The organism is Kitasatospora sp. NPDC059577, from assembly GCF_042735475.1.
In the GTDB taxonomy this organism is placed as follows: Bacteria; Actinomycetota; Actinomycetes; order Streptomycetales; family Streptomycetaceae; genus Kitasatospora.
Map to the genome: position 1 here is coordinate 152,610 of NZ_JBHWBZ010000011.1, position 11,098 is coordinate 163,707.

The following is an 11,098-nucleotide window of genomic DNA, read 5'->3' on the forward strand; positions in this document are numbered from 1 at the left end:
GGGGCCGGGCTGACCGCGGACGAGGCCGCCGCGCTGACCGCCGCCCGCCCGCTGGCGGACCCGGCCGCGGCCCGCGCCGCCGTCGCGGCGCTCCGCCCGGCCGACGGCCCTGACGGCGAGCACTCCTCCCGCCGCCGCTCGGCCGTCTGGCGCCTGCTCGGCGTCTGAGGCCCGCCCGGCGTCGCGGCCACCGACCCGACGGACCGTCAGAACACCCTTCACGCACCGCTCTTATCGACACCTGAAGGACCCTCCATGTCCAAGATCCTGACCACGGAGTCCGGCGCCCCGGTCGCCGACAACCAGAACTCGGCCTCGGCCGGCGAGTACGGCCCGCTGCTGATCCAGGACCAGCAGCTGCTGGAGAAGCTGGCCCGGTTCAACCGCGAGCGCATCCCGGAGCGCGTGGTGCACGCCCGCGGCTCCGGCGCGTACGGCTACTTCGAGGTCACCGACGAGGTCTCGCAGTACACCCGGGCGGACTTCCTCTCCGAGGTCGGCAAGCGCACCGAGGTCTTCCTGCGCTTCTCCACCGTGGCCGGCAACCTGGGCGCCAGCGACGCGGTCCGCGACCCGCGCGGCTTCGCGCTGAAGTTCTACACGGGTGAGGGCAACTACGACCTCGTCGGCAACAACACCCCGGTGTTCTTCATCAAGGACCCGATCAAGTTCCCCGACTTCATCCACTCGCAGAAGCGCGACCCGTACACCGGCGTGCAGGAGGCGGACAACGTCTGGGACTTCTGGGCCCACTCGCCGGCCTCGACCCACCAGATCACCTGGCTGTTCGGCGACCGCGGCATCCCGGCCTCCTACCGCCACATGAACGGCTACGGCTCGCACACCTACCAGTGGGTCAACGCCGCCGGCGACGCCTACTGGGTGAAGTACCACTTCAAGACCAACCAGGGCGTCCGCTCCCTGGACGGCGGCCAGGCCGCCGAGGTGGTCGGCGCCGACGCCGACTCGCACCAGCGCGACCTGCACCAGGCCATCGAGCGCGGGGTCTTCCCGTCCTGGACCCTCCACGTCCAGCTGATGCCGGTCGCCGAGGCCGCCGACTACCGCTTCAACCCCTTCGACCTCACCAAGGTGTGGCCGCACGCCGACTACCCGCTGGTCAAGGTCGGCCGCCTGGTGCTCAACAAGAACCCGGAGAACGTCTTCGCCGACGTCGAGCAGTCCGCGTTCTCGCCGAACAACTTCGTGCCCGGCATCGGCCCCTCCCCGGACAAGATGCTCCAGGGTCGCCTGTTCGCCTACGCCGACGCCCAGCGCTACCGCCTCGGCGTCAACCACACCCTGCTGCCGGTGAACGCCCCGCGCGCCACCGCGGCGAACAACTACGGCCGGGACGGCCTGATGGCCGTCAACACCGCCGGCCGCGGCAAGAACTACGAGCCCAACTCGTACGACGGCCCGGCCCAGACCGACAGCGCGCTCGCCGCGCCGGTCAAGGTCGAGGGCCACACCGGCACCTACACCACGCCGGCCCACAGCAAGGACGACGACTTCTTCCAGGCCGGTGAGCTCTACCGGCTGATGTCGGCCGGCGAGAAGACCCGCCTGATCGACAACATCGCGGGCTTCCTGGCGCAGGTGACCCGCGACGACATCGTCGAGAAGAACCTCGCCCACTTCCACGCCGCGGACGAGGAGTACGGCGCCCGGCTGGCGGCGGCCGTCGCCAAGCTGCGTGCGGGCGAGGAGAGCTGACCCCACCTCACTGAACCCTCGCGGACCGCGGCACCCGCAGGCCGCACCGCTTGCGGACCGCGCCGTCCGCAGGCCGCACCACCCGCGGACCGCACCACCCGCACGGCTGTCGGGCCCGCACCCGGCGGCCCCGCGACGGGCCTCTCCCCCCTGGGCAGTGGGGGAGGGGCCCGTCGCGGCGTCCGGGGTGGCCGCGCCGGCGGACCGCGGTCGCCGACCGTACCGGCCGGGCCGCGTCCGTCCGGGTCGACCGGAGGTTGCTCCACGGAATGTTCACGGATATTCACGGACGGCAGTCGCCGGAGCCACCGGGTCGATAGGCTGGTGCGTGCCCGCGGTCGCTCCGTGGGGGGACATCGGAAGGGGACGACATGTCGACACCAGCCCCGGGTCGTCACGCCGCGCTGGACCAGGGCCCCACGGGCCCGTTCACCTCCCTGCAGCACGCCCTCAGACTGCTGGAGGCGGTCGACCGCCACCCCGACGGCGCCACCCTGGTGGGCCTCGCGCGGGAGACCTCGCTCGGGCTGCCCACCGTGCGGCGGCTCGCGGAGATCCTGGAGATCGAGGGCTACCTCCAGTGCCAGGACGGCGGTTGGGTGCTCGGCGGCACCTTCGCCCTGCTCGGACAGCACAACCGCGAGCAGCTGGTCAAGGCCCGTCTCAACCGCAAACTCGCCGAACTCCGGGACGAGTTGGGTGCCGCGGTGTACTTCACCCGTTACCACGACGGCGAGTTGTCGGTGGAGGCGGTCTCGGCGGCCGACTACGCGCCGGCGGTGCAGGAGTGGGTGGACTTCCGGGCCACCGCGCACGCCAGTGCGATCGGCAAGTGTCTGCTCGGCCAGCTGGACGCGGACGCCCGACGCGACCACCTCTCCCGGCACCCGGTCGCCCGGCTCACCTCCCGCACGGTCACCGACGCCGACCAGCTGATGCACCGGCTGGAGCGGCAGCCGGCCACCGTGCCGGTGCTGGACATCCAGGAGTACGCGCTGGGCACGGTGTGCGCGGCCGTGCCGATCACGGCGGGCAGCACCGTCGGCTGCCTGGCCACCTCGATGCCGGTGGACAACATCCACAAGCTGAAGGCCGCCGCCGAGCTGTTGGCGGCGCGGGCGGCGCCGCTGATGCTGGCGATGGCGGTCTGACCGCACGGCAGTCCGCCCCGTGCAGAGCCCCGTCGGGATCCGGCGGGGCTCGCGCGTTTCCCGGGGTGGTCCGCGGTGCACATCACTTATTAGACTCGATGTCGATAAGGGTCGCCGAAACCCTTGTCCGCACAGCTACCCGCGAGTACGTTTCCCTGAGCCGAGCCGCCGCCCCCAGGTCAGGAGCGCCTGCCATGCCCCGTCCCACCCCCGTCCCCGCCCTCGCCGCCCCCGCCGCGCGCGTCCACGACAGCCTCGTCCTGGAGCCCCGGGACGTCCGCTTCGACTGGGCCGGGCTGCCGCTGCACTGGGTCCCGGACGAGCCGATGGCCACCCACATCCTCAACGTGCTGCACCTGCTGCTCCCCGAGGGCGAACGCTGGTTCGTCAAGGTGTTCAAGGAAGCGCTGCCGCTCGTGCGGGACGAGCAACTGCGCGAGGAGGTGCTCGGCTTCATCGGGCAGGAGGCCATCCACGCCGAGGCCCACCAGGAGGTCCTCGACCACCTCCTCGGCCAGGGGCTCGACCCCCGGCCCTACGTCCGGCAGGTCGCCTGGGTCTTCCAGCGCGTGCTCGGCGAGCGGCCCGGACTGTCCCCCGCCCGGCAGCGCGAAGCGCTCATCGAGCGGGTCGCCGCCATCGCGGCGATCGAGCACTACACCGCCTTCCTCGGCAACTGGATCCTCAACTCCCCGGGGCTGGACCGCGCCCAGGCCGACCCGACGATGCTCGACCTGCTGCGCTGGCACGGCGCCGAGGAGGTCGAGCACCGCAGCGTGGCCTTCGACCTGCTGGTCCACCTGGACCCGGGGTACGTGCGCCGGGTCCGCACCATGGCGGTCGCCGGCCCGCTCCTGGTCCGCCTCTGGGTGCGCGGGGTGCGGTTCCTGCTGGCCGCGGACCCGACGCTGGACGGGCGGCTGCGCCCGAGCTGGCGCGAGGCCTACCGGATCACCAGGCGCGGCCTGCTGCCCGACCCGGTCAAGTCGATCCGCTCCGGCCTGCGGTACCTCAAGCCCGGCTACCACCCGACCCTGGAAGGCTCCTCCAGCCAGGCCCTCGGCTACCTCGCCACCTCCCCGGCCGCCCGGGCCGCCGCCGGGACCGGCTGACGGGCGGCAGCGGACACCCGAACCCCGGTCACCCGCAGCCGGACCCGCCACCCGTCGCCCGCCACCCTCCCCCGACGCCAAGGACCCGCGGATGGACCTGCTCACCCCGCCCCCCGACCTCTACGGACGCCCCCGCGCGGACCGCTTCCTGCGCCGCCTCACCGCCTTCCAGGACCGCTACGTGCAGGCCCTCGGCGGCCCGTTGCTGCGCCGAAACCCCCGCCGCCCGCTCAGCCGGCCCACCCCGCGGCTGCAGCTGGTCGTCACCGCCCGCCGCCGACTCACCCCCGACGTCGTCGAGTTGAAGCTCACCGACCCCTCGGGCGGCCTGCTCCCGCCCTGGCAGCCCGGCGCCCACCTGCGCCTCCACCTGCCCTCCGGCCGCGAGCGCCACTACTCCCTCAGCGGCGACCCGGCCGACCGCGCCGCCTACCGCATCGCCGTCCGGCGGCTGCCCGGGGGCGGCGGCGGGTCCGTCGAGGTCCACGACACCCTGCACCCCGGCGCCCGCCTCACCGCCCGCCGCCCGCGCAACGGCTTCGCCTTCTGCGCCGAGCCCGCCGTCCTCCTGCTGGCCGGCGGCATCGGCATCACCCCGCTGCTCCCGATGGCCCGCGAGGCGCAGCGGCACGGACTGGACTGGCGCCTGGTGCACGTCGGCCGCAGTGCCGACACCCTCCCGTACACCGAGGAGCTGCGCGCCCTCGACCCGCACCGGGTGGTGCTGCGCACCGACGACGAGCACGGCGGCGTCCCCACCGGCGCCGAGCTGCTCGTCCACGCCCCGCGCGACGCCGCCGTCTACTGCTGCGGGCCGGCCCCGATGCTCACCGCCGTGCAGCGGGCGCTGGACGGCGGTCCGGCCGGGTCCGGCGGGCCGGCCGCCGCCCTGCACTTCGAGCGCTTCGGCGCCGCCCCGATCACCGGCGGCGCGCCCTTCGCCGTCCGCCTCGGCGGCGACGGACCGACCCTCGACGTCCCCGCCGACCGGTCCGCCCTGGACGTGCTGCGCGAGGCCCGCCCGGACCTCCCGTACTCCTGTCACCAGGGCTTCTGCGGCACCTGCGAGGTCCGTCTGCTGGCCGGCTCGCCCGATCACCGCGACCGCCGCCTCACGCCCGAGCAGCGTGCCACCGGTGCCCTGCTGCCCTGCGTCTCCCGGGCCGCCGAGGGTGAGACCCTCGTGCTCGACCTCTAGAAGGAGTCCCCGCCATGGCGAAAGCGACCCCCGCCTTCCGCTACACCGAGCGCGACCTCGACCGTTTCCGCGAGACCCAGCAACTCGCCTACGACTGCGCCGAGCAGGTCGCCGCCTGGATCGAACCCGGCGTCACCGAACGGCAGGCCACCGCCGAGCTGCGCCGCCGCCTGGTCGCCGCCGGGGTGCAGGACTTCTTCCACGTCCCCTTCGCCTGGTTCGGCGACCGCACGGCGTTCCGGCACTTCCACACCCCGCTGCAGTTCTTCGCCGGCAACCGCCGCCTGGAGGAGGGCATGCCGTACGTCCTGGACTGCGCGCCCGTCGTGGACGGCTACACCGCCGACATCGGTTACGGCGGCAAGGTGGGCGAGAACCGGATCTGGGACCGGCTCGCCGCCGACCTGAAGGTCTACCGCGAGCTGATCCTCGCCGAGGTCCGGGCCCGCAAGCCGCTCGACCAGGTGTACGCGGCCGTGGACGCGCAGCTCGCCGCGCACGGCTACGACAACCGCCACCAGGTCTACCCGGGCCGGGTGATCGGCCACCAGGTCACCCGCACGGTGACCCGCGGTCCGGCCGGGGTGAACGTCTTCGGCTTCGGTGTGCGCACCCTGCAGACCCTCGGCCGTGAGCTCGTCTCCGAGCGCCTGCACGGCCGTTCACCGCTCTGGGCGGACGGCCGGTCGTCCCGGCACGCGCCCACCCCGGGGCTGTGGGCGGTCGAGCCGCACATCGGATTCCGCGGCGTGGGTATCAAGTTCGAGGAACTACTGGTGGTCACCGAGGACGACGCCTACTGGCTCGACGACGACCTGCCCCACGTCCGCCGCTGGACCGGGACCGCCGAGCAGCCCGCGGCCGCCGACCAGCGCACCGCCGACCACTGCACCGCCGACCAGCGCACCGCCGACCAGCGCACCGCCACCGAGCCGACTGCCGAGCCGACCGCCCTGGAGGCCACCCGATGACGACCCCGACTCGCCGCCGGACCGTCCACTCCGGCGGTCTGCCGCTCGCCGTCTTCGAACAGGGCGACCCGGACGCCCCCACCGTCCTCCTCGTCCACGGCTACCCCGACACCCACACCGTCTGGGACGACGTCGCCGCCGACCTGGCCCGCGACCACCACGTGGTCCGCTACGACGTGCGCGGCGCCGGCGAGTCCGGCGTCCCCGCGGACCGCGCCGGCTACCGGCTGGAGCGGCTGGCCGAGGACCTGTTCGCGGTCGCCGACGCGGTCAGCCCGGACCGCCCGGTCCACCTGGTCGCCCACGACTGGGGCTCGGTCCAGTCCTGGGAGGCCGTCACCGCCCCCGGAGCCGGGCGCCGGATCGCCTCGTACACCACGATGTCCGGCCCCAGCCTCGACCACCTGGGGTTCTGGCTGCGCCACCGGCTGCGCCGCCCCACTCCCCGCCACCTGAAGCAGCTGCTGCACCAGGGCCTGCACTCCTGGTACATCACCGCCTTCCACCTGCCCTACCTCGCTCCCGGCGTCTGGCGCCTCGGCCTCGCCCGGGCCTGGCCGCGGGTGCTGCGCGACCTGGAGCACGTCGCCCCGCGGGCCGACCACCCGCAGCCCAGCCTGCGCCGCGACGCGGTCCGCGGCATCGAGCTGTACCGGGCCAACTTCCGCCCCACCATGGGCAGTCCGCGTGAGCGGCCGACCGAGGTGCCGGTCCAGCTGATCACCCTCACCCGGGACCGCTACGTCGGCACCTACCTCTCCGACGGCCTGGAGCGCTGGGTGCCCGACCTGACCCGCAGGACGCTGCACGCCGGCCACTGGTCGGCGCTGCTGGAGAAGGGAGCCATCGTGGCCGGCATGGTCCGCGAGTTCACCGCCCGCAACGAGCCCGGGGCCGAGGGCGGTTCCGCGCAGGACCGGCCCGCGCTGGACGACGGCCGGCTGGTGGTCGTCACCGGCGGCGGCAGCGGCATCGGACGGGCCACCGCGCTCGCCTTCGCCGAGGAGGGGGCCCGGGTCGTCGTCTGCGACCTCGACCTCGCGGCCGCCGAGCGGACCGCCGAACTCGCCTCGCTGATCGGCCCGTCGGCGCACGCCTACCGGGTGGACGTCTCCGACGGCGCGGCGGTGGAGGTCTTCGCGCAGACCGTCGCCGCCGAGCACGGGGTGCCCGACGTGGTGGTCAACAACGCGGGCATCGGCCACTCCGGAACCTTCCTGCAGACCACCGAGAAGGAGTGGCAGCGGGTCCTGGACGTCAACCTCTGGGGCGTGATCCACGGCTGCCGCGCCTTCGGCACGCTGATGGCCGACCGCGGCCAGGGCGGCCACATCGTCAACGTCTCCTCGGCCGCCGCCTACCTGCCCTCCAAGGCGCTCACCGCCTACGCCACCAGCAAGGCCGCGGTGTTCATGCTCTCCGACTGCCTGCGCGCCGAGTTCGTCGGCCACGGCATCGGCGTCTCCACCATCTGCCCGGGGATCGTCAACACCAACATCACCCGCACCTCCACCTTCTCCGCCACCACCGCCGACGAGCAGGCCGCCAAGCAGGCCCGCGCCGCCAAGCTCTACGCCCGCCGCGGCTTCCCCCCGGAGAAGGTCGCCGCCGCGATCCTCGGTGCCGTCCGCACCGGCAGGCCCATCGTCCCGGTCACCCCCGAGGCCAAGGTCGCCCGCTTCCTCTCCCGCCTCAGCCCGGGCCTGCTCCGCCTCGCAGCCCGCCTCAACGTCACCTGACCGGGTGAACATCGCCGAAACGGACCAGCGGGGCCTGTGATATCAGCTACGCTTGATTTTGATATAAGCAGTCCCCGCTCCGTTCCGGGAGGTCGACCATGACCCGTACCGTGATAGACGTCAACGACGAACTGCTCGCCGAGGCTGCCGGGATCTTCGGTACGACGACCAAGGTCGCCACTGTCAACGCCGCCCTTGAGGACGCGGTGAAGCGCCGCAAAGGCCAGGAGTTCCTCGACTGGCTCGCCGAGGGTGGGCTGCCGGATCTGACCGGGCCGGTGGACAAGGGTGAGTGAGCGTTTCCTCATCGACAAGTCGGCCTTCGCCCGCCATTCCAAGCCGCCGGTTCGAGCCCTGGTCGACCGGTTGTTCCGTGAGGGGCGGCTCGCGATCTGCGGTGCTGTCGAGCTTGAGATCATGCACAGCGCCCGGTCCAAGGCCGACGCCGACCGGATCCGGGAGGGCCTGCTGGGCTTCGACTGGCTGCCCACGCCCGACGAGGTGTGGGACCGGGCCATCGAGGTGCAGGCGCTCCTCACGGCCGAGGGCAACTGGCGGGCGCTCTCCGTGCCGGACCTCGTCATCGCGGCGACCGCCGAGCGGCACGGTGTCACCGTGCTCCACTACGACGGCGACTACGACATGATCGCCGCCGTCACCGGTCAGCCGACGGAGTGGGTCGTTCCGCCCGGCACCGCGGACTGAACACCGCCCGCGGCCCCGTCCGGGGCCTGTGAGAGCATCGAGGTCCATGGAGATGACAACTGCTCTGTGGTCCTTCGCCCTCGTCGTGGGGCTGCTCACCCTGACGCCCGGTCTGGACACCGCCCTGGTCCTGCGGACGTCCGCGCTGGCCGGGAGGCGCCAGGCCTGGGGGGTCGTGCTCGGGATCCAGACCGGCACGCTGATCTGGGGGACGCTCACCTCCGCGGGGGTGACGGCGCTGCTGACCGCCTCACAGGTGGCCTACGAGGTCCTGCGCTGGGCGGGCGCCGCCTACCTGGTGTGGATGGGCATCGGGATGCTGCGCGACCGGGGCGCCCCGGCGGCGGCCGAGGAGGAGCCGCAGGTCGGCGGGTTCCGGTACGGCTGGCGGCGGGGCACGCTGACCAACCTGCTGAACCCCAAGGTCGGGGTCTTCTACGTGGCGGTGCTGCCGCAGTTCATCCCGGCGGGCGTCCCGCACTTCGCCGCCGGCGTGGCACTGACCTGCGTCCACGTCGTCGAGGGCCTGCTCTGGTCGACGGTCCTGGTGGGCTTCGCCCGGGTGCTGCGCGGCTGGCTGCGCCGGCCGGCCGCGCGCAGGCTGATGGACCGGGTGACCGGCGCGGTCGTGGTGGGCTTCGGCGTGAAGCTGGCGGTGGGCGACTGAGCGGGCCGCTGACCGCCCCGCTGAGCGTGGGCCTGAGCGGGTGGCCGGTCAGGCGGACTGGCGGGCGAGCCGGGACAGCCCCTCCTGCAGTTCCTCGGCGTTCATGCAGACGTGTAGCTGGACGTCGGCGTTGAACCGGAGCCAGAACGGCTCGCAGGCGGTGACGACGGAGGCCTCGTCCGGGACGTCCAGGGCGAAGAGCATGGTCCGACGGCCGTTGCGGGCGAAGAAGTAGGCCGCCTCCGGCTTGAGTTGGCTCATGACCCCTTCCAGGGTCGGACCGACCGTGCCGTCCGCGATGAGCTTGTTGGAGGCTTCGGTGTCAAGGGTGACTTCCAGCAGGGCGCGCATGGTGCCCGCTCCTTTCCCGGGCTCGGGACGAGTCCGCACGTCCAGCGTCCCGCTGCCCCGGTGGCCGTGCAACGGCACGCTCAGGCGGCGTGGGTCCGCGACGGCCTCGACTGCGCCGCGGCGGTCTCCCGGTCGCCCTCCGCCGCCGGTGACACGTCGTGGTGGATCGGCCCGTCGCCGGCGCTCAGCGGCAGGCAGCTGCCGCCGCGCCGGTGGGCGATGATCTCGGCCGCGACCGAGACGGCCGTCTCCTCCGGGGTGCGCGCGCCCAGGTCGAGGCCGATGGGGGAGCGCAGCCGGGCGAGTTCGGCGCCGGTGAGGCCGGCCTCGCGCAGCTTCGCCAGACGGTCCCGGTGGGTGCGGCGCGAGCCCATCGCGCCGACGTAGCCGACCGGCAGCCGCAGGGCACGTTCCAGCAGCGGGATGTCGAACTTGGCGTCGTGGGTGAGCACGCAGAGCACGGTGCGCCCGTCGATCCGGCCGAGCTGGGAGTCCAGGTAGCGGTGCGGCCAGTCGACCACGACCTCGTCGGCCTCCGGGAAGCGGCGGGCGGTGGCGAAGACGGGCCGGGCGTCGCAGACGGTGACGTGGTAGCCGAGGAACCTGCCGATCCGCACCACCGCGGCGGCGAAGTCGATCGCGCCGAACACCAGCATCCGCGGCGCGGGCACGTAGGACTCGACGAAGCAGGTGACGGTGCCCTGCTCGTGTTCGTCGCAGGGGCGCCCGTCGAGGCCGAGGACGATCCGGCCGGTGCGTCCGGCGTCCAGCATGGCCCGGGCCTCCGCGACGATCGCCCGTTCCAGGGCGCCGACGGTGGACGGCCCGACGGACAGTGCTCCGGTGACGCCGTCGGCGGTGACCGCGAGGGTGGCGCCGACCAGTCCGCCGGGCCCGGCGATCACCCGCACCAGTGCCACCGGTGTGCCGGCGGCGATGTGCGCGATCCCGGTGTCCAGGCCGGTGTCGGCCCCGGGCACGACCGGCTGGACGAACACGTCGAGGACCCCGCCGCAGGTCAGCCCGACCGCGAAGGCGTCCTCGTCGCTGTACCCGAAGCGTTCCAGCACCGGTTCGCCGCTCGCGATCGCGGCCTGGCACAGCTCGTACACCGCGCCCTCGACGCAGCCGCCGGAGACGCTGCCGACCGCCTCCCCGTCCGCGTCGACGGCCAGGGCCGCGCCCGGGTCGCGCGGCGCGCTGCCGGAGACCCCGACGACGGTGGCCACGGCGAAGGCACGCCCGGCCGCGTGCCAGGCCTGCAGCTGCTCGGCGATGTCCTGCATGGCGGTGGCTCCTTACACGGTTTCGACAGTAGCGGGGACGCCGCCGTACGGGAAACGATCCCGTACGGCGGCGGTGTCGCAGGAGTGGTGGGGGGGGGGGGGCGCGGGCGGCCGCGGGCGGGCCGCCGCCGGGGGGGGCCCCGGCCCCCGCGCGGCGCGGGGGGCGCGGGGCGCGGGCGCGGGAGCCACCCGCGCACGAGGA

11 protein-coding genes are annotated in these 11,098 nt (G+C 73.7%); 9 read left to right on the forward strand and 2 right to left on the reverse strand.

Going from position 1 to position 11,098, the window contains the following annotated elements; translation table 11 throughout:
- Positions 1 to 255: 255 nt before the first annotated feature.
- The 9 genes from ACFV0O_RS12870 (at position 256) to ACFV0O_RS12910 (ending at position 9,259) form a co-directional block, all read left to right on the forward strand.
- Entirely contained in the window at positions 256 to 1,716 is a 1,461-nt protein-coding gene (locus tag ACFV0O_RS12870) for a catalase (protein ID WP_380340249.1), read from the forward strand.
- Between the two features lie 371 nt (positions 1,717 to 2,087).
- Positions 2,088 to 2,867 (forward strand): IclR family transcriptional regulator C-terminal domain-containing protein, encoded by a 780-nt coding sequence (locus tag ACFV0O_RS12875; protein ID WP_360250204.1) that lies wholly within the window; start codon positions 2,088 to 2,090, stop codon positions 2,865 to 2,867.
- A 194-nt stretch (positions 2,868 to 3,061) separates the two neighbouring features.
- On the forward strand, positions 3,062 to 3,979 hold the full coding sequence (locus ACFV0O_RS12880) for a metal-dependent hydrolase (RefSeq protein ID WP_380340253.1): 918 nt from the start codon (positions 3,062 to 3,064) through the stop codon (positions 3,977 to 3,979).
- 91 nt (positions 3,980 to 4,070) lie between these two features.
- Entirely contained in the window at positions 4,071 to 5,177 is a 1,107-nt protein-coding gene (locus ACFV0O_RS12885) for a PDR/VanB family oxidoreductase (protein ID WP_380340256.1), read from the forward strand.
- Between the two features lie 14 nt (positions 5,178 to 5,191).
- Positions 5,192 to 6,148: a M24 family metallopeptidase gene (locus ACFV0O_RS12890; RefSeq protein WP_380340258.1), complete on the forward strand. Its 957-nt coding sequence runs from the start codon at positions 5,192 to 5,194 to the stop codon at positions 6,146 to 6,148.
- The gene (locus tag ACFV0O_RS12895; protein ID WP_380340261.1) at positions 6,145 to 7,887 is read left to right on the forward strand and encodes an SDR family oxidoreductase; all 1,743 of its coding nucleotides are present in this window, start codon (positions 6,145 to 6,147) and stop codon (positions 7,885 to 7,887) included. Before ACFV0O_RS12890 ends, ACFV0O_RS12895 begins: the two co-directional genes overlap by 4 nt.
- Positions 7,888 to 7,985: 98 nt before the next feature.
- Entirely contained in the window at positions 7,986 to 8,183 is a 198-nt protein-coding gene (locus ACFV0O_RS12900) for a type II toxin-antitoxin system VapB family antitoxin (protein WP_380340264.1), read from the forward strand.
- The gene (locus tag ACFV0O_RS12905) at positions 8,176 to 8,592 is read left to right on the forward strand and encodes a PIN domain nuclease (protein ID WP_380340266.1); all 417 of its coding nucleotides are present in this window, start codon (positions 8,176 to 8,178) and stop codon (positions 8,590 to 8,592) included. Before ACFV0O_RS12900 ends, ACFV0O_RS12905 begins: the two co-directional genes overlap by 8 nt.
- Before the next feature lie 46 nt (positions 8,593 to 8,638).
- The gene (locus tag ACFV0O_RS12910) at positions 8,639 to 9,259 is read left to right on the forward strand and encodes a LysE family translocator (protein ID WP_360250172.1); all 621 of its coding nucleotides are present in this window, start codon (positions 8,639 to 8,641) and stop codon (positions 9,257 to 9,259) included.
- 48 nt (positions 9,260 to 9,307) lie between these two features.
- Here ACFV0O_RS12910 and ACFV0O_RS12915 read toward each other — a convergent pair whose 3' ends face one another.
- Complete coding sequence (locus ACFV0O_RS12915) at positions 9,308 to 9,610, reverse strand: hypothetical protein (protein WP_380340270.1); 303 nt, start codon at positions 9,608 to 9,610, stop codon at positions 9,308 to 9,310.
- 80 nt (positions 9,611 to 9,690) lie between these two features.
- Positions 9,691 to 10,896: an XdhC family protein gene (locus tag ACFV0O_RS12920; protein ID WP_380340273.1), complete on the reverse strand. Its 1,206-nt coding sequence runs from the start codon at positions 10,894 to 10,896 to the stop codon at positions 9,691 to 9,693.
- Positions 10,897 to 11,098 lie beyond the last annotated feature (202 nt).

Bases quoted from the DNA above. Each gene is read 5' to 3' on its own strand.
- ACFV0O_RS12900 (WP_380340264.1), top strand. From the start codon at position 7,986: ATGACCCGTACCGTGATAGACGTCAACGACGAACTGCTCGCCGAGGCT.
- ACFV0O_RS12895 (WP_380340261.1), top strand. From the start codon at position 6,145: ATGACGACCCCGACTCGCCGCCGGACCGTCCACTCCGGCGGTCTGCCG.
- ACFV0O_RS12875 (WP_360250204.1), top strand. From the start codon at position 2,088: ATGTCGACACCAGCCCCGGGTCGTCACGCCGCGCTGGACCAGGGCCCC.
- ACFV0O_RS12885 (WP_380340256.1), top strand. From the start codon at position 4,071: ATGGACCTGCTCACCCCGCCCCCCGACCTCTACGGACGCCCCCGCGCG.
- ACFV0O_RS12890 (WP_380340258.1), top strand. From the start codon at position 5,192: ATGGCGAAAGCGACCCCCGCCTTCCGCTACACCGAGCGCGACCTCGAC.
- ACFV0O_RS12920 (WP_380340273.1), bottom strand. From the start codon at position 10,896: ATGCAGGACATCGCCGAGCAGCTGCAGGCCTGGCACGCGGCCGGGCGT.
- ACFV0O_RS12915 (WP_380340270.1), bottom strand. From the start codon at position 9,610: ATGCGCGCCCTGCTGGAAGTCACCCTTGACACCGAAGCCTCCAACAAG.
- ACFV0O_RS12880 (WP_380340253.1), top strand. From the start codon at position 3,062: ATGCCCCGTCCCACCCCCGTCCCCGCCCTCGCCGCCCCCGCCGCGCGC.
- ACFV0O_RS12910 (WP_360250172.1), top strand. From the start codon at position 8,639: ATGGAGATGACAACTGCTCTGTGGTCCTTCGCCCTCGTCGTGGGGCTG.
- ACFV0O_RS12870 (WP_380340249.1), top strand. From the start codon at position 256: ATGTCCAAGATCCTGACCACGGAGTCCGGCGCCCCGGTCGCCGACAAC.